Annotated in this window: 18 protein-coding genes; 15 read left to right on the top strand and 3 right to left on the bottom strand. The window is 56.3% G+C overall.

What is annotated here, in order from left to right; translation table 11 throughout:
- Window positions 1-106 precede the first annotated feature (106 nt).
- Window positions 107-1,033, top strand: a complete 927-nt coding sequence (locus VEV40_RS00740; RefSeq protein WP_324829457.1) for a retropepsin-like aspartic protease — start codon at window positions 107-109, stop codon at window positions 1,031-1,033.
- A 506-nt stretch (window positions 1,034-1,539) separates the two neighbouring features.
- On the opposite strand, the gene VEV40_RS00735 is transcribed toward VEV40_RS00740, so the two are convergent.
- The gene (locus tag VEV40_RS00735; RefSeq protein ID WP_324829456.1) at window positions 1,540-3,864 is read right to left on the bottom strand and encodes a winged helix-turn-helix domain-containing protein; all 2,325 of its coding nucleotides are present in this window, start codon (window positions 3,862-3,864) and stop codon (window positions 1,540-1,542) included.
- 327 nt (window positions 3,865-4,191) lie between these two features.
- Between VEV40_RS00735 and VEV40_RS00730 the strand changes: the two genes are divergently transcribed.
- On the top strand, window positions 4,192-5,025 hold the full coding sequence (locus VEV40_RS00730; RefSeq protein ID WP_324829455.1) for a retropepsin-like aspartic protease: 834 nt from the start codon (window positions 4,192-4,194) through the stop codon (window positions 5,023-5,025).
- A 12-nt stretch (window positions 5,026-5,037) separates the two neighbouring features.
- Here VEV40_RS00730 and VEV40_RS00725 read toward each other — a convergent pair whose 3' ends face one another.
- Together VEV40_RS00725 and miaB are read right to left on the bottom strand one after the other, a co-directional pair.
- Window positions 5,038-5,523 (bottom strand): bifunctional nuclease family protein, encoded by a 486-nt coding sequence (locus VEV40_RS00725; protein WP_324829454.1) that lies wholly within the window; start codon window positions 5,521-5,523, stop codon window positions 5,038-5,040.
- Window positions 5,524-5,533: 10 nt separating this feature from the next.
- Complete coding sequence (gene miaB, locus VEV40_RS00720; RefSeq protein ID WP_324829453.1) at window positions 5,534-6,904, bottom strand: tRNA (N6-isopentenyl adenosine(37)-C2)-methylthiotransferase MiaB; 1,371 nt, start codon at window positions 6,902-6,904, stop codon at window positions 5,534-5,536.
- A 124-nt stretch (window positions 6,905-7,028) separates the two neighbouring features.
- On the opposite strand from miaB, the gene VEV40_RS00715 reads away from it, so the two are divergent.
- From VEV40_RS00715 to VEV40_RS00655, 13 genes are all read left to right on the top strand, one after another.
- A complete protein-coding gene (locus VEV40_RS00715) occupies window positions 7,029-7,991 on the top strand; it encodes a threonine dehydratase (protein ID WP_324829452.1) in 963 nt (320 codons plus the stop codon).
- On the top strand, window positions 7,988-8,431 hold the full coding sequence (locus VEV40_RS00710; protein WP_324829451.1) for a PaaI family thioesterase: 444 nt from the start codon (window positions 7,988-7,990) through the stop codon (window positions 8,429-8,431). Before VEV40_RS00715 ends, VEV40_RS00710 begins: the two co-directional genes overlap by 4 nt.
- A complete protein-coding gene (locus tag VEV40_RS00705; RefSeq protein ID WP_324829450.1) occupies window positions 8,428-9,456 on the top strand; it encodes a zinc-binding alcohol dehydrogenase family protein in 1,029 nt (342 codons plus the stop codon). Before VEV40_RS00710 ends, VEV40_RS00705 begins: the two co-directional genes overlap by 4 nt.
- A 119-nt stretch (window positions 9,457-9,575) precedes the next feature.
- Window positions 9,576-10,523: a pyridoxal 5'-phosphate synthase lyase subunit PdxS gene (pdxS, locus tag VEV40_RS00700; protein ID WP_324829449.1), complete on the top strand. Its 948-nt coding sequence runs from the start codon at window positions 9,576-9,578 to the stop codon at window positions 10,521-10,523.
- 147 nt (window positions 10,524-10,670) lie between these two features.
- Entirely contained in the window at window positions 10,671-11,276 is a 606-nt protein-coding gene (gene pdxT / locus VEV40_RS00695; RefSeq protein ID WP_324829448.1) for a pyridoxal 5'-phosphate synthase glutaminase subunit PdxT, read from the top strand.
- A 5-nt stretch (window positions 11,277-11,281) separates the two neighbouring features.
- Window positions 11,282-12,040, top strand: a complete 759-nt coding sequence (locus VEV40_RS00690; protein ID WP_324829447.1) for a cytochrome C oxidase subunit II — start codon at window positions 11,282-11,284, stop codon at window positions 12,038-12,040.
- Window positions 12,037-13,740 carry a cytochrome c oxidase subunit I gene (locus tag VEV40_RS00685; RefSeq protein ID WP_324829446.1) on the top strand — a complete coding sequence of 568 codons (1,704 nt, stop codon included), beginning with the start codon at window positions 12,037-12,039 and terminating at the stop codon, window positions 13,738-13,740. The genes VEV40_RS00690 and VEV40_RS00685 overlap by 4 nt, the downstream gene beginning before the upstream one ends.
- A gap of 25 nt (window positions 13,741-13,765) precedes the next feature.
- Entirely contained in the window at window positions 13,766-14,524 is a 759-nt protein-coding gene (locus tag VEV40_RS00680) for a cytochrome c oxidase subunit 3 (protein ID WP_324829445.1), read from the top strand.
- Window positions 14,525-14,646: 122 nt separating this feature from the next.
- The gene (locus VEV40_RS00675) at window positions 14,647-14,901 is read left to right on the top strand and encodes a hypothetical protein (RefSeq protein ID WP_324829444.1); all 255 of its coding nucleotides are present in this window, start codon (window positions 14,647-14,649) and stop codon (window positions 14,899-14,901) included.
- Window positions 14,902-14,919: 18 nt separating this feature from the next.
- Entirely contained in the window at window positions 14,920-15,489 is a 570-nt protein-coding gene (locus VEV40_RS00670; RefSeq protein WP_324829443.1) for an ATP-grasp domain-containing protein, read from the top strand.
- 99 nt (window positions 15,490-15,588) lie between these two features.
- Window positions 15,589-15,924 (top strand): hypothetical protein, encoded by a 336-nt coding sequence (locus VEV40_RS00665; protein ID WP_324829442.1) that lies wholly within the window; start codon window positions 15,589-15,591, stop codon window positions 15,922-15,924.
- On the top strand, window positions 15,908-16,618 hold the full coding sequence (locus VEV40_RS00660; RefSeq protein ID WP_324829441.1) for a hypothetical protein: 711 nt from the start codon (window positions 15,908-15,910) through the stop codon (window positions 16,616-16,618). Before VEV40_RS00665 ends, VEV40_RS00660 begins: the two co-directional genes overlap by 17 nt.
- A 104-nt stretch (window positions 16,619-16,722) precedes the next feature.
- Window positions 16,723-17,166, top strand: a complete 444-nt coding sequence (locus VEV40_RS00655; protein WP_324829440.1) for a hypothetical protein — start codon at window positions 16,723-16,725, stop codon at window positions 17,164-17,166.
- Window positions 17,167-17,178 lie beyond the last annotated feature (12 nt).

Raw genomic sequence — 17,178 nt, 5'->3', positions numbered from 1 at the left:
AGCTCCCCACAGAACCTCAGAAAAACTTCACAAAAGCACCAGCCCGGAAACAACGACTTACTGGCCCCAGCGGACGCATGCTCTACCGCGTTCTATGGAGGTTCCGATGCGGTTGGCATGGTACACAACGACCTTCCTCTGCGCCTTCTTTTCTCCTGTTTGCTTTGGCGCTCAAACCGTCACAAAACTGAATACTGTCAATGGCAACTTTCTCATCGTTCCGGTTTCCATCACCGGATCCGGCCCCTACTCGTTCATTCTCGATACCGGATCCAACCGGACCCTGATCCGGAACACCCTTCTGGAAACGTTGAGGATCTCCTCCACAAGAGTGGTCCCCCTCAACATGACCAACGGGGTGATCTACACTCGTGAGGCAGTCGCGAAAAGCGTAGCCGTCGCCGGCTTGAGTGTCAACGATCTTGAGGTTGAGGGGATTGACGACGACCAACTTGCCAGAATATCGGCTTTCGTTCAGGGTGTTCTTGGCGAAGACTTCCTCAAACATTTCGATGTTCTTATCGATAATCATGTGAAGACCCTGACGCTCGATGACTCTGCCGATCTTGCCCATTCGTTGAGCGGAGAGCATCTGCCGCTTTCGTTTTCCGGGCGACGTGGCGATCAGTCTACCGTAGACAGGCTGGTGCTTAACGTAAAACTATTTTCGATCGAAAAATTGCATTTCCAATTGGACAGTGGAACCAATTCGGCGACATTTTTTCCTTCGAAGGCGGTGCCCTATATCGGCCCTGGCGCATTCCGCGAAACGATCACCACGCCTAAGGGGAATAGCCAGTGCCGTATTGATTTCGTAACGCTAAAAATAGGTAAGAGCACCTTTCATAATCAGAGGCTTGCTTCCTACGAGGGTGTCACACGCGACAACTTGGATATGGATGGGACATTGCCAATCAGTATGTTTGATCGATTGTTCATCAGTCACGCAGAGGCTTATGCGATCGTCAACCCGCGTATCCAAAAACCTTCGGGGAGCACGCTATCGGTGGCCTTGTCCCGGCCATTCCGTTGAGATAAAGGGTGCGTACTGGTTCAACCAGCATGTCAGTCTAGAAACTAGACTGCATGGGTTCTCATAGGCAGGAGTGGGTAAACGAAACGACCGCGCCTAACACTTGAAATACCATAGAAAACTTCAAATTTTCTTTTGCTGCCGCAGTGTTTTTTGGACTTTTTCCAGCCATGAATCTTCCTTGCCTACCAGAATCTCCACGGAGTAGAGTGCTGGGCGTTGGGCGTACCGAACCGGAACGCCGACGACAGCATTTGCTCAACTCAACCAAGAGGCCAGAACCCAACGCCTCCATCTCACGCGCCTGGGTTTGCGCAGGAAGGACAAGGGAAAACAACTATTCCGATGCAGAAGAACACGGGAAACTGCCTGAAAGCACTTCTCAGCGTTCTTTTTGCGGAGCGACTCATCGCGGCTTTCCTTTCCTGATAGTTGAGAAACGAGAGGAACCCGTAAGACAAATGTTTAGCTTTCTTATCAGGATTTAGTGGTGGCAGCAAGAACTTTCATTGGTCCACGTTGTCGAGTATCCAGATGTTGCCGGATGTTTGCGCCATGGGTAACACGAGGCGACCATCAGTCAATGAAAACTCGACGGAGGGCATGTGTTTGGGAATCATCAGAGTCGGGGTCTCAAATGTAGTTACCTGAAACGGTTCGCCCTGTGGCTTGCCTTTCGCGGGATCGAAGTGAACACCCCACACATTAAAGAAGCTCTTTCGCCCTGAGAGGTAATAGATTGTTTTTCCATCCGGGGACCATCGCGGTTTATCGTCCCACTGCCTGCCATCCGTGATTCGAACCCAGGGTCCGCCGGCCGCCGGGATCACGAAGAGCGCGGAATTCAAGAGACCCTGTACCGCTTCGAAGACAATCCACCTGCCATCTGGTGAAATGTGAGGTTGGTACAGGTCATAGTTCGGGTCAGAAGCGATTTCGTGCGCGGAGGATTCCCCGGTTAAAGAAGGGTCGACGAATAGCTGCCAGATTGAAGGCCGATCTGTAGGGGTATTCCAATACGACATGAGCACTGACTTTCCGTTGGGAAACCAGTCGAACACTATTGCGGGAGCTGAACGCCCCGCTTCAACTGGATCTTCATTGCGATGATCGCTTGACCACACGACGACCTGGACTTTGTCGGAATTGCTTTGCCAACGGACATATGCTGCGCGCTTCCCGTCTGGCGACCATATCGGAGCGTCTCGATTGTAGGAATCGTCCGCCACAAGCGGCTCTTCACGTCCATTTGGGAGCAGCGTTTCCCATGTTCCTCCCTGGCCATCATGGTTGCCCCCGACCATCAACCTCGTGCCATCTCGCGAGAGGTTCAATGACCAGGCTTCGATTCCGGGAGAAGTAACTGGCTGGCCTGGGCCCGTAACTTGCCCGTGATTCGCGTCGAAAGGAAATACCCAGGCGCGGACCTGCTGGCGCTCGCTTGTAAATGCGAGCCTGCTCCCATCTGGAGAGATGGAGAGTTCGGCATCGAGTCCCGGAGAGGTTGTCAAACGCTCGACTCTGGTGGCCTGCAGTGTGACGGGGTCAACCGTCATACGCCAGACATTCCTTGCTCCGCGAAACGTGCGTTCGAAGTAAATTGCCCTGCCCGATGGTGCCCAGGCGAACCGGAAATCCATTCTCCACTCTGCGATGCCGGGCGCGGCGGCAACGGCTTCTATCTGCTTCTGGAGTTCGGGTGGAAACCTCGATTCGATCGCCGGCCCCCCGTCAACGGCTTTCGTCAAGAAATTGGGAGTGGGAGAACCGGGATTGCCGATAACCTTTGCGTAATCAAAAATCCATGTAGTAATTCTCTTGCCGTCCGGGTGCCACGTCGCAAACATGTCGATGGTGTGCGGAGAATGATCGGTCATAACTTCACGAGGTGGACTCCCGTCCAAGCCCACGACATAGAGGTTCTTGCCAAGAAAACCGAAGCCAGGCTGAAAGAGAATATGCGAACTGTCCGGCGACCAGTGGGGATAGTAGCCGAACGAAGCAAGCTTGCGTTGCTGCCCTACTCCGCCCAGAGCGGGTGTGATGTATATTCCGCCTTCGCCTTCTTCGGAGCGATAGGCGATGTACTTGCCATCGGGTGACCAATCAGGCATCCAGTTCTGTTCGGGCCCCTTTGTGATCTGAATCGGATCGCCGCCGCTGATCTGCTGGATCCAGATCTCGTACTTTCCGCCGCGGTCGGAACTGTAGGCGATGAAGCGTCCATCTGGCGACCACGTCGCGCCGGTCTGGAGGCCGTCGTCTGATGTGAGGCGGGTGAGGGCGCGCTGGACGGGTGGGGCTGGGATTGTGGCACGCCATCTTCTGTAGGCAAACCATCCTGCGCCAACCAGCAGGATGCATGCCACGAGCGCAACCAGCAGGAGGCTGATTCGCAGCCTGCTGTTCTCTTCAGTCCGGGGCGGCGGAAGGGCCTCCGAGGCTGGTTCGGCAGAGGATTTCCTGATCCCACTTCCGGCATGGCTGGAAGCGAAGCCATCTTCCGTGATCTGCACATCGCAGAGGAAGCGATAGCCGACAGTCGGCACAGTGGCAATGAAGCGCGGCTCGTGCGTGTCATCGCCGAGCAGCTTGCGCAGGAGCGCGACGCTGCGGGTCAGGGAGTTCTCAGAGACGGCGATGTCGCCCCAAACGGCATCGAGGAGCTCTCCTTTGGTGATCAGCTTTTGCGGGTTGCGCAGCAGGAAGACGAGGACGCGAAAGGCCCTCGGCTCGACGGCGAGGACTTCGCCGCCCCTAATGATGCAGAATTCACTCTCTCGGACTTCAATATCAGCAAAGCTGAAAACAAGGCACTTACGTTCTGTCATTGAACTCATCACACACACCCTTCAGGGAATGATCAGAGAGTGATCAGGGGCCCATCATGACCGTGCAGCGACGCGGGCGGAATGTTCACCCAGCCAACCAGGCTGAGGTGATCTTCAGTGACAACTTTCAAGGGTCCCGGATTTGAGACAGTCCCTCAGGGGCTAAAGCCCCTTTCGATTCCAACTCATTGCGGCACGGCTAAAGCCGTGCCCTTTCAAAGCAAAATCAACCCAAGTCACCGGACAATTCTTCGATGGCTTGCACTCGCCATTCTCGCCGTGGTCATGTTTCCCGCGCTTCAGGCAGAACCGCACTGCCCGGGAAATGTGGCAAGTATACGCCCGCGATTCGTTGGCAGCTCTCTAATTACTGTTCCCGTCATGCTCGACAACACTGGCCCCTATGACTTTGTGCTGGACACAGGCGCGCAGATTACTACCATCGATCCGGTGCTGGCGGCGCAACTTCATCCTGTACCGTTAGGCGCAACGCATGTGACCGGCGCCGGAACATATTCTCAGGCTGCTTACGCGCAATTGGAACTATTGCAGGCAGGAATGTATTTCATTAAAAACCCACTCATTTTGATTCAGGACCTGAAACAGATACAGCAGACTGACGCGCGCATTCGCGGGATTCTGGGCGAGAATTTTCTGGAGCATTACGATTTGCTGATCGACTATGCGCACCGCATTCTGTGCCTGGATGAGACGAAGCAACTTCAGGAAAAAGTCAAGGGGGAGCGTATTGCGTTGATGCCCGTTCCGCACGCGGACCAGTATCAGCCATTTACTCAGCCGATGATTGTTTCGACTCGTGTTTCCGGAGTCGCTGACCGGCCACTGCTGTTGCAACTGGATTCGGGAATCGATGTTCTACTTCTGTTTGAGTACGGAAAGCAGTTGACGCGGGTGCAGACTATTGGCTCATCCCAGAATCATCGCAATCCTGATGAAGTGAGCCAGGCATTCGCAGTACTCCCGCCGCAGGATATGCGGGTTGGTAATCATTTCTTTCGTCAAGTTTCTTTTGTTACGCCGCTGGCTGCAGGCAGGGATATTCCGGTGAAGCCTGACGTGGATGGAGTGCTGCCGACGAGCCTGTTTCGGAGCGTCTTTATCAGCTATGCGGACCACTTTGCGGTTCTGGAACCACAGTAAGGATGGCACCAACTACATTTTGTAGCGGCCCAGGTCTTCGTCGTTCAGGTTTTCCAGCCAGCGCCGCAGTTCTTCCTGCGTTGCCTGATCGGTGGGGTTAGGAATGACCTTGGCGACGCGCAGGACGTCTTCATCAACAAAAATCGGGCAGTCGGCGCGAAGGGCGAGCGCCAGCGCGTCGGATGGGCGGCAATCAATGGTGACTTGTTCGCCGTCCTGCTCCAGCCACAAGACTGCGTAGAAAGTGTCATTTTTTAGTTCGGTAACAACGACACGCTGCACGGTGGCATTGAGGCCCTGGACCAGATTCTTGAGCAGGTCGTGCGTCATGGGGCGTGGCGTGGTTGCCTTCTCGACTTCGAGCGCAATGGCATTGGCCTCATAAAGGCCGACCCAGATGGGCAGCACGGTCTCTCCCTGCACGTCTTTCAGAATGACGATCGGCGCGTTGGTCGACGGATCGACCATCAGTCCCCGGATTTTCATTTCGATTTCCATGCAGTGCCCCTTACGCTACAGCTTCGCCTACCAGGCTGTTGGGAAAACTCGTGGTCACCCGTACCGGCAGGTAGCTGCCTGTAGCGGGAAGAATAGGCTGCGCGGTGGTAAAGTTCAACGTTTTGTTCTGCGAGGTGCGGCCTATGACCTGTCCGCGCGCCCGGTTGTGACCTTCAACCATTACTTCAAGAACTTCTCCTATGTGTCTGCTGTAGTTTTGTCTCTGGATCTCTCGCTGGCGTTCGAGCAGGATTTGCAGGCGCTCGGATTTCATCTCGTCAGAGATCGAATCCGGCAAGTTTACGGCAGGCGTATTCGGGCGCGGCGAATACTTGAAGGCAAAAACGCCATCGTACTGGACTTCATGCAAAAGCGTGATGGTCTGCTCAAAGTCTGCCGGAGTTTCGCCGGGGAATCCCACAATGATGTCCGTCGTCATGCTGATCGGGCGCTTTGCCGCCTTGATCCATGAGATGCGTTCCAGATACCAGTCGCGGGTATATTCGCGCTGCATCATGTGGAGGACGTCGGATGAGCCGCTCTGGACCGGCAAGTGGACGTGGTCGCAGAGCGACGGCACCGCATCGATGGCCTCGACGATGTCGCGGGTAAAATCGCGCGGATGTGAGGTGGTAAAGCGCACGCGGCGAATGCCGGGAATTTCACCGACCGCCGCGAGGAGTTCGGCGAAAGACTTCTTCCTTTCCGGATCGCGGTAGCTGTTGACGTTCTGGCCGAGGAGTTGGATTTCGGTGTAGCCGCTATCGGCCATGCGCTGCGCTTCTGCCAGGACTGAAGTTGAAGTGCGGCTGCGCTCTTTGCCGCGCGTGTAGGGCACGACACAGTAAGCACAGAACTTGTCGCATCCCTCGATGATGGTGATGTAGCCGCGATGCGGGTTGCTGCGCGCGGTGAACTCGGTTTCAAAGGTCTCTTCGGTCTGGCGGTCGTCGAGGCCGGTGATGCGCTTCTCGCCCTGTTCGAGGCGGACGAGCATCTCGGGCAGCTTGCGATACGATGCTGATCCGGAGACAAGCGAAACGTAAGGCGCGCGCTCGAAGATGTGCTCGCCTTCCTGCTGCGCCACGCAGCCGAGGACGCCGAAGCGCTTGCCCTGCCGGACGAGCTTTTTATAGTCATTGAGGCGGTTGAAAACCTTCTGCTCGGCCTTGTCGCGGATGGAGCAGGTGTTATAGAGGATGAGGTCGGCGGCCTCCTCGGTTTCGACCTGCTGGTAGCCCTGCTGCGTCAGTGTGCCGATGACTTTCTCCGAGTCATGCACGTTCATCTGGCAGCCGAAAGTTTCCAGGTAGAAGGTCTTTTGATGCGCGGCGTTTGCGTTTTGTTGCGGAGGCGCATCGAGGATGGTGAAATCGGGCATAACTGGTTTGATTATATCGCCCGCAGGTATGCAAGAATCCCAGGTCTCTGCGAGACCTGGGGCACCCACATCCACTCAGTAATAAATTTGTTAGCTTAACAATGAAGCTTCTCATCCATTTTCCATGCAACTGCCTTCGCTTGAAGAGATTCACAACGCGACGCAACTTGTTCGCGCTGTGATGCCGCCTACCCCGCAGTATAGTTGGCCTCTGCTGAATGCGCGCTCCAAAACGGAAGTTTGGGTGAAGCATGAGAACCACTCGCCTGTGGGAGCTTTCAAGCTGCGCGGAGCTCTTGTCTACATGGACTGGCTTAAGAAAACCCAGCCAGCAGTAAAAGGTGTGATTGGGGCCACACGCGGGAATCATGGACAGGGTGTGGCACTGGCTGCTTCGCGTCTGGAACTGACTTCGGTGATCGTTGTGCCGCATGGCAACAGCCGTGAGAAGAATCGCGCCATGCGGTCGCTGGGCGCGGAGTTGATCGAGCACGGCGATGACTTTCAGGCGGCGCTCGAATATTCGCGGAACCTGGCTGAGACTCGTAGGCTGCACCCGGTGCCATCGTTTCATCCGTTGCTGGTGCACGGCACGGCTACCTATGCGCTGGAGTTTCTGAAGGGTGCGCCTGGGCTGGACGCGGTCTATGTGCCGATTGGGCTTGGTTCTTCGATCTGCGGAATGATTGCAGTCCGCAATGCGCTGGGGCTGAAGTCAAAGATTATTGGTGTAGTGGCGGAAGATGCGCCGGCTTACGCGGTCTCGTTCCGCGAGAAGAAGGCTGTTTCAGCGGTTGCAAATTCGCGGCTCGCTGATGGGCTTTCATGCCGCGTGCCGGTTCCGGAGGCGCTGGAGATCATGCTGGCCAATGTCGATCATATTGTGGAAGTAAGCGAAGGCGAAATTGCCACGGCTATGCGCGCATACTACGAAGACACGCACAATGTTGCCGAAGGGGCGGCAGGCGCGGGCCTGGCTGCCTTATTGAAGGAGCGAGATGCTTTGTGCGGAAAGCGCGCAGGCGTGGTGCTCACCGGCGGCAATGTAGACCGCGAACTTTTTCTGGATACGCTGAAGAACATATGAAGACCAAGACACTCACGCCTTTCTCGCATGGCGCGCCACACCACTGCTTCGGATGTGGCGAGACAAACCACTCCGGGCTGCGGCTGAAGTTTTTTGTCGATCAGCAGAAGCAGGTGGTTTGCAACACGCGGTTGGCGCCGCGTTTTGCGGGGCCGCCGGGGCATGCTCACGGCGGCATCATCGCCACGCTGCTGGATGAGGCCATGAGCAAATCCAATCGCGTGCATGATGTGGTGGCGATGACGCGGCAGATGGAGGTTGAGTATCTCCGGCCTGTTCCTCTGGGGGTACCGATTATGCTGATCGGTCGGCGCACATCACATGACGGCCACAAGAATTATTGCGAGGCTGAGATCGTAAATCAGAAAGGGGCTGTGCTGGCTCGCAGTAAGGCTCTGTTCATTGCCGTTGACCGGCGCATACTGAAGCTACTGAGGTGAAGCGTAGATCGATGAAAGCGCTGATTCTTGAAGGTCCGGGAAAGCTGGTGGTTGGAACCTGTCCGCCGCCTGCGCAGTCATCAGATGAAGTTCTGCTGCGCGTGCAATTGGTGGGACTCTGCGGCAGCGATCTTAATTCTTTTCGCGGCACGAATCCGCTGATTTCCTATCCGCGCATACTCGGTCATGAGATTGCCGCGACGGTGGAAGACACCGGCGGTGCGAATGACGACTTCCCTGTGGGAACTGATGTGACGCTGATGCCTTATACAAGTTGCGGCAAGTGCGCTTCGTGCCTGCGTCAGCGGCCAAATGCATGCCAGTTCAACCAGACGATGGGCGTACAGCGCGATGGGGCGCTGACGGAATACATTTCCGTTCCCGCGGCGAAGATTGTGCGTGGAAATCTGAGCTTGAAGGAACTGTGCCTGGTCGAGCCACTCTCCATTGGGTTCCACGCAATTGCTCGCGGACGGGTAACGGCAAAAGATACGGTTGCCGTTCTTGGCTGCGGCGGGGTTGGACTGGGCGCTATCGCAGCTGCGAGCTTTGCCGGGGCCGCTGCGGTTGCGATTGACGTTGATGACAGGAAGCTGGAGATTGCGCGCAAGGCGGGCGCGCGGCATTGCATCAACAGTCAGATGCAGGACTGTCATGAAGCTTTGCGCGATCTGACAAACGGACAGGGGCCGGATGTGTTTGTCGAGGCGATTGGTTTGCCGCAGACATTTCGCCTGGCTGTAGAAGAGGTCACCTTCACCGGGCGCGTTGTGTATATCGGATATGCCAAAGTACCGGTAGCTTACGAAACGAAGTTATTTGTGCAGAAAGAGCTGGACATACTTGGCTCGCGCAATGCTCTTCCGGAAGACTTTCGGACGGTCATTCAGATGCTCGAAGCCAGACGGTTTCCTGTGGAGGACGCCATCAGCGTGACTATAGGCATGGACGATGCGCCGCAGTTGATTGGACAGTGGGCGGCAAATCCGTCGAGCTACAGCAAGATCATGGTTTCATTGCGCTAGTGGCTGGGCTTAGGGCTGAATCTTCCCTCTAAAAACTGCTAAACTGTGGTGTTCACAGACATTCTTGAATTGGGCGTACATCTGCAAACGCTGATAAGCGGCGCCGGGAGGAATACACAATGAGCACAAATAACGGCAGTAACACCGGCACCGGTCTGCGCCTCAAAGTCGGCCTGGCGGAGATGCTGAAGGGTGGAGTGATTATGGACGTCATGAACGTCGAGCAGGCGCGCATCGCCGAAGAAGCGGGCGCGGTATCCGTTATGGCGCTCGAGCGCGTGCCTGCGATGATCCGCGCCGAGGGCGGCGTAGCGCGCATGGCGAACCCCAAGCTCATCAAGGAAATCATGGCTGCGGTTTCGATTCCGGTGATGGCCAAAGCGCGCATCGGTCACTTTGCCGAAGCGCAGGTACTGCAGGAAATCGGCGTGGACTTCATCGACGAGTCTGAGGTGTTGACGCCTGCCGACGAAGCCCACCATATCGACAAGCACGCTTTCACGACGCCGTTTGTCTGCGGCGCGCGCGACCTCGGCGAAGCTCTTCGCCGCATTGCCGAGGGTGCAGCGATGATTCGCACCAAGGGTGAGGCGGGAACAGGGGATGTGGTCCACGCAGTGAAGCACATGCGTCAGATTGTTCGCGAGATGCGCGCTCTGACGGTGCTTTCCGATGAGGAGCTTTACGTTGCGGCAAAGGAGCATCGCGCTCCGTATGAACTGGTCCGCATGGTGGCGAAGGCGGGCAAGCTACCGGTCCCGAATTTTTCCGCAGGCGGCATTGCCACTCCGGCAGATGCGGCGTTGATGATGCAGCTTGGGGCGGAGAGCGTCTTTGTGGGTTCGGGAATTTTCATGAAGGAGCGCGCCACTCCGCTTGATGTAGAACATGATCCGGAGGAACGCGCCGAAGCCGTCTCCCGTGCACGCGCCATTGTAATTGCTACGACGCATTACAACGACGCGAAGGTTGTCGCCGAAGCTTCAGAGCAGGTGACGGGGACGATGAAGGGGTTGGCCGTTTCTGCTCTGGAAGAAGGTCAGTTACTGCAGACGCGGGGTTGGTAGCAAATAACCCCAGATCTCAAAATCGAGACCTGGGGCACCCAGCCTTTGAAAAGGCAGATCCTTCCGCTTCCTCTTCGTCGCACTCAGAGTCAGCGTCAGGATGACATCTTTGTTATGGCCGCCTGATTCCGAGGTAACTCTCTGAACGTGTCGACAACACCAACCAAAACCACAGTGACTCCGCGCATTGCCGTGCTGGCCATTCAGGGTGACTACGACGCTCATGCCGCTGCATTGCGGGATGCTGGTGCGGAGACGGTGCTTGTTCGCAAACCGGAAGAACTGGCGACGATTGACGGATTGATTATTCCCGGCGGCGAATCGACGACTTTTCTGAAATTTCTAGCGCGTGATGGATTCCTGAACGCATTACAGGACTTCGTGCGGCAGAAGCCGACCTTCGGCACTTGCGCCGGATGCATTCTGCTGGCAAAAGAAGTTCGGAACCCCCCGCAGGAGAGCCTTGCCGTACTCGATGCAACCGTGGAGCGCAACGCCTATGGGCGGCAGATTGACAGCGCAATTCTTGAGGCGGAGACCGGACTGGCAGGCGGCCCGCTGGAGATGGTCTTTATCCGCGCCCCACGCATCGTGAAGACAGGTCCCGCAGTCGAGGTGCTGGCGCTGCGCGACGGCTTCCCGGTCCTGATACGGCAGGGGCACATTCTCGCCGCCACTTTTCACCCTGAACTTTCCTCGGACCGCCGCGTGCACCGGCTCTTCGTTGATCTGGTTCGCGCTGCGCGACAATGAGTGAGATGAGCGCAATGTTGAGCGCGGCACGCGTATGGTGGATGCCTCCCGACGGCGCGTTGCACGGCATCGCCATTGATCGGCTCATGTGGTGGAATCTGGTCGCGTTGGGCCTGCTGTTCGTCGCTGCGCACGTTCTTCTCTTCGCAGCTATGGTTCACAGAAAGAAGGCGCACGCGCAGCCTCGATCCTCTCTGCGGAAAGAATGGATCGGACTGGCTGGTCTCACGCTCATGTATGCGTGGATGGCGATCAGCGCGCAGCGACTGTGGGCCACAATTCGTTATCAGGGCGCCGCGCCCGGCGCTCTTCAAGTGGAAGTTACAGGTGAACAGTTCCAATGGTACTTTCGCTATCCGGGCGCTGACGGGGTATTCGGAAATACAAGGCCGGACCTTATTAGTGCGCCTGCCGGGAATCCTCTGGGACTTGATCGGACTGATCCGCGCGGAAATGACGACATTGTTTCAAGCGCGCTGGTGCTGCCTGTGGGACGCGAGGTCGATCTCGGCATCCGCTCCATTGACGTGATTCACGGATTCTTCATTCCTGGCATGAGGCTCAAGCAGAACGCGGTTCCGGGTATGGAGATGCATATTCACTTCACACCTATTGTCGCGGGCGATTACTCAATTCTCTGTTCTCAGGTCTGCGGCCTGGGGCATGCACGTATGCAGGCGCACCTGCGGGTTGTCCCGGCAGGCGAATATGCGGCATGGCACGCAAGTCACGAGCCGCAACACACCAGCGGAGCAGCGCCATGAGTCAGGATGTTCAAACAGAAGCTGCTCAGCGCCGGCTGCTCTTTACCACTGACCATCGAATACTTGGCGTCTGGTATCTGCTGCTCTCGCTTGCCGCAGTCGCGGTAGGCACGGTGTTGTCGGTCTTCATGCGGATCCACATCATCGCGCCCGATCTGAAACTGCCGTTCTGGGGCGTGGTGCCGCCCGAAGGCTATCTGGCACTGGTGACGATGCATGGCACGCTGATGGTTTTCTTTGTGCTGACGACAGCCCCGGTAAACGGCTTCGCCAGCCTCGTCCTTCCGGCGCAGATCGGCGCGAAGCGGATGGCCCTGCCGTTGCTGAATGCCATTTCGCTTTGGTCCACAGTGGTTTCATTTCTCGTGTTGCTGGCCGCGTTCTTCGTTCGCGGCGGCGCGCCCATTTCCGGATGGACAAACTATCCGCCATTGAGCGCGATTGCCGCCGCCGGACCCGGACAGGCTACAGGGATGGACTTGTGGCTCGTAAGCATCGGCATTTTCTGTTTCGCTGCAGTGCTGGGCGCGGTCAATCTGTTGACCACGATCATCAGCAAGCGCTGTGCAGGCATGACGCTGATGCGGATGCCGCTAACCGTATGGGCATGGCTCGTAACAGCCGCTCTGATTGTCTTTGCCTTCAGCATTCTGTTTGCCGCGGTAGTAATGCTTTTGAGCGACCGGCATTTGGCGACGAGCTTCTTTGTGCCGCCGGGAGAGGTGATCAATGGGGTCATCAGCCGCGCTCATGCCGATGGGTCGCCGATGCTGTGGCTGCATCTCTTCTGGTTCTTCGGACATCCCGAGGTGTATATCGCCATTCTGCCGGCGATGGGGCTGACTTCTTCTTTGCTGGCAAACTTTACGCGGCGGCCTGTTCTGGGCTACAAGTTCATGGTCGCGACCACGCTGGCCATTGGATTCTTCGGCCTGTTGGTCTGGGGACACCACATGTTTGTGAGTGGCATGAATCCCTATGCCGGAACGGCATTTGCACTCACGACTATGGCCATCGCGGTGCCCAGCTCGGCGAAGGTCCTTGGCTGGCTGGCCATGCTGCTGCGCGGGCGCGACAGCCGCGTCCATCCACTGCCCACGCCCATGCTGTTCACGCTGGGATTTTTATCCTTCTTCATTGCCGGCGGCCTTACCGGGCCGATTCTGGCGCAGCCTGTGCTCGACGCCTATCTGCACAACACATATTTCGTAGTTGCGCATTTTCATCTGGTCATGGCTATGGCGGGGATGTTTTCGCTTTTTGCCGCAGTCTATTACTGGTTTCCCTTGATGACTGGCCGGTTGATGAACGAGCGGTTGGGCAAGTGGCACTTCTGGCTGTCACTCATTGGCGCCTACGGGACATTTTTCCCGATGCACTTTGCCGGACTGGCCGGGCAGCCGCGGCACTACGCGCAGCTTACGGGCAGCACTTCGACGCTGGCTTCGCTGCTGCCGTTGCAAAAGGGCATCACCCATGCGGCGCTGTTTCTGGCGACGGCGCAGTTGGTCTTCCTCTTCAACCTTGTCTGGAGCGCACGCCGGGGCCGGATTGCAGGAATGAATCCCTGGCAGGCCACAACTATGGAGTGGGCGCCGAATGACACCGAGTGCAGAGTTGCCTGCGGTCCTTATGAATATTTTGATGGAAATTTATCCTGCTTTGCTCCGCAGTGTGCCACAGAGACGGAACAGGAGTAAGCTGTACGCGAGAGGGATTCGCGCGATGCCCGCTACCTTTACTCGTACCCCGGCTGAAATCGACAGGAAAGACACTGGAATTGGCGGCAAGCCGCCAGTCGACAGACGGCCAACGGGTGGAGGCGGGGGCGACGACAATTGGGACAATCATCCACAAGGCAGGCGCGGCCCGCGCGAGCTACTGACACGCTACAGGCTTGGTCTTTTTTTTGCCCTTGCCGGCGACCTGATGTTTTTTATCGCGCTGGTGAGCACTTTTTTTGTGCGCCAGAATGCCGGGCATTTCGATCCGCGCGACAACTATGTCTCCGATTGGCATCCGTTCTCTATCCCGCCGATTCTCTGGATCAACACCGCGGTTCTGCTCTTAAGCAGCCTTTCGATGGAGGTTGCGCGCCAGCATCTCTTTCATGAAGTGGATGTGATGGAGGAGTGGCTTGGGCTTGGCCGTCCTGCGGTGCGGCGCGCAGCGCCCTGGCTTGTTGGGACGGTCGTTCTCGGCCTGATGTTTCTCGCCGGCCAGTGGATCGCATGGCAGCAACTCTCGTCGCAGGGTCTGTTTTTCGCCACGAACCAGAACAGCCATTTCTTCTATCTCATAACTGCCACGCACGCTCTCCATCTCTTTCTCGGCATTCTTGCTCTGATGATTGCTCTTGGAGCTCTTTTCCTGCTGCGGCGCGTGGAGATGCGTCAGATTGTGGTTGACTGCACGGCATGGTATTGGCACACCATGGGTATTTTCTGGGTATTTCTATTTGTCCTGCTGACCTGCTTCCAATAGGTCGTCATGTTGCGCTCGCGAGCGAATAAACACCACCTTGTATCTCATTCTCTTGAACTTTCTATGGACAGTTGATTTTCGGCTGTGATATTCACTTGCGATTCCCATTGAGGAGGGTACGTATGAAAGCTTCCGAGAAGTGGGGCCACGTAGTTGATCTTACGGACTCGAGTTCGGGTCCGGTTGTGTTTCATTTTCGTTCGACCAAGTATCTGAAAGTTGCTCCGGAACACCTGAAGGACTGGGAGGCCCTTACGCTCAAGAATTGCGGGCATCTTCCTGATTTGTCCATTTTGAAGACAGGGCGTCCAAGCTGGCATCCAACTGCGACAATCTCCGGTTCATACGATGGTTTGGTTGACTCCTATTACTGGTAGAGCACGAGCCAGACACCAGTGCGGATTGCAATTCTGACAAGAAAAGACGACTTTCATGCTCTTGTTGTCTGCGATGCTTTGCGGGCGCAGGGAGTGGAGTGTGTCATTGTCGAAACCGACCGGCTTGCCGGAAGAGGATGCCTGTCATGGTCTGCTTCCGGCGGCCTGGCGCATGCCACGATTCGCGATGCTGAGGACCACATAGTTGATGTCGCATCGCTTGACGCGGTGTGGTGGCGGCGGCTGACAGGTGACCCGCAGCTGCCGGTATCGGTGCAGGATAAGGCTGCTCGCGACCTGATCACCCGCGATTGCCGCGCTACCCTCGCCGGCTTGTTTCTGTCTGCGTTCAAGGGCCAGTGGGTGAGCCATCCTGAAGCGACGCGGCTGGCTGAGAATAAAGTTCTTCAGTTGAATGCGGGGCATCACGCTGGACTGCGAGTTCCGCGCACACTGGTAAGCCAGGACCCGGCACGGATCCGGCAGTTTTGCGAAGAACTTGATTATTGCGTGGTGGTGAAGACTGTCGCCGGCACTCCGATGACGCCGCTTCTTGCCGGGAAAATAATGCCTGAGATGCTAGCATAAGATGCTTCGCTGAGTTGTTGTCCAGCAATTTATCAGGAACTGGTTCCGGGGAACCGGCATTTGCGTATCTGCTTCTTTGGGCAGCGGTTGTACACGGCGATGATTACAGCTGAGCGTCTGGACTGGCGGTATCCGCTGGATGGTTCAATCGAGCCGGTTGACCTAGACGGCAATACGCAACGAAGGCTGCTGGAAGTGCTCGATGCGTTGCAGTTGCGGATGGGAATCTTCGATATGAAATTAGCGGATGAAGGCCAGCCGGTCTGGTTTGAGGTGAATCCGCAGGGGCAGTTTCTATTCCTTGAGGGACTTTGTGGGATGCCTCTGACGCACTCCTGCGCAGAGTTTCTGATGGAGGAGGCCTCAGGTGTGAGAGTTTTGAGCAGGGGAATGATCCCCCTGTTCGAGGAGGGTTATTATGACCAACTTCGATGAACTGCAAAAGGAATTTGAAGATTTTGAGAAGATCCCGATTAACGACACGACTTCCGAACAGCGAAAGAACCAGGTAAGAGCGCTTGAAGAGCGCATTCGATCGGGCGTAGAGCGGACCATAGCCAGCTATAGGAAGTGCCAGTCAAGCAACATGGTATTGGCCCGCATTGCGGCGCACCTGATGGTGGAACACGAAGAGATAGTAAGTACATTGAGCAGCCGCGCCAAGGCTATCGAGGATGAATGGGTAAGAGTACAGCGTACTCCTCCTGGCATAGCCTCCAGCACGATGCCGCTCTATTATTCCATTCGCGCATACAAAACATGGCTGAGGAACGAACCACATCTTGCGGCAGCGGCGCTTGACGATGAAGCAATGCTTGATCAGATTGATAAAGCCATGGGCCTTCGTGCAGGCGGTGAGAAACCTATGCGGAATATCATCGCTGACCTGAGACTAAAGTTCTACGAAACGCGAAGAATAATCGCTGGGGAGGAAGCGCGATCCCGGCGAGCTTTTCTAGGAGGCATTATCGGTGCGCTTATTAGCGGGCTTTTTGCAGTTATGGTCGCCCTCATCACAATCTGGGCAACTAAACCGTGGAATAAGTCTCCCCAGCCGGTGACGCCGCCATGTATGGCCGCGCCTGCAACCCCCGGGGCTTCTTCACCAGCTAGTCCGACGAAGAAATAAGCTGGCGGGCCCTCCTCTCCACTGAACGAAATTCATAACCAATCAGGCGCAAAACTTTGGACAGCGTGGCCTCGCGCGATGTTCGATAGCTGCGAGGTGGCGCTATGGCCCGTGCAAGAGCGACGGGAGGTAATCAGCCCGCTGACAATCCAGCTTTTAGCAAGAACAAGCTCTTTACCATTGGACGCGTGTTATTTGCGATCACCGCTGGAACCTTGGGCGTGCTGCATTTTATCTATTTCCCGTTTGCGCCAAACATCGAGCCGATATCTATGATAGTGAAGGTCCTTATCCCTGCTCAGCCAATATGGTCTTACTTTACGGGCTTTGCGTTTCTAGCAGCAGCGGCCGCGATTTTTCTTAGCAGTAAGATCCGGCTGGCGGCAACGCTGCTGGGAGTAGTGGTCTTGCTTTTTGCGTTGATTGTCTGGGTACCATGGCTGGCGGCGCATCCTCAGGACATTGCCGGAGGGAATTGCCTGAAGGACATGGGACTTGCAGGTGGTGCTCTACTGCTGGCGGGTGCACTAGCAACCAAGGACGGTTAGTATCTCCGCAAG

Origin of the sequence: Alloacidobacterium sp. (genome assembly GCF_035631355.1) — a bacterium.
Classification (GTDB): domain Bacteria; phylum Acidobacteriota; class Terriglobia; order Terriglobales; family Acidobacteriaceae; genus Alloacidobacterium.
The sequence above is the reverse complement of the archived record's forward strand: the minus strand, read 5'-3'. Positions and strand labels throughout refer to the sequence as shown.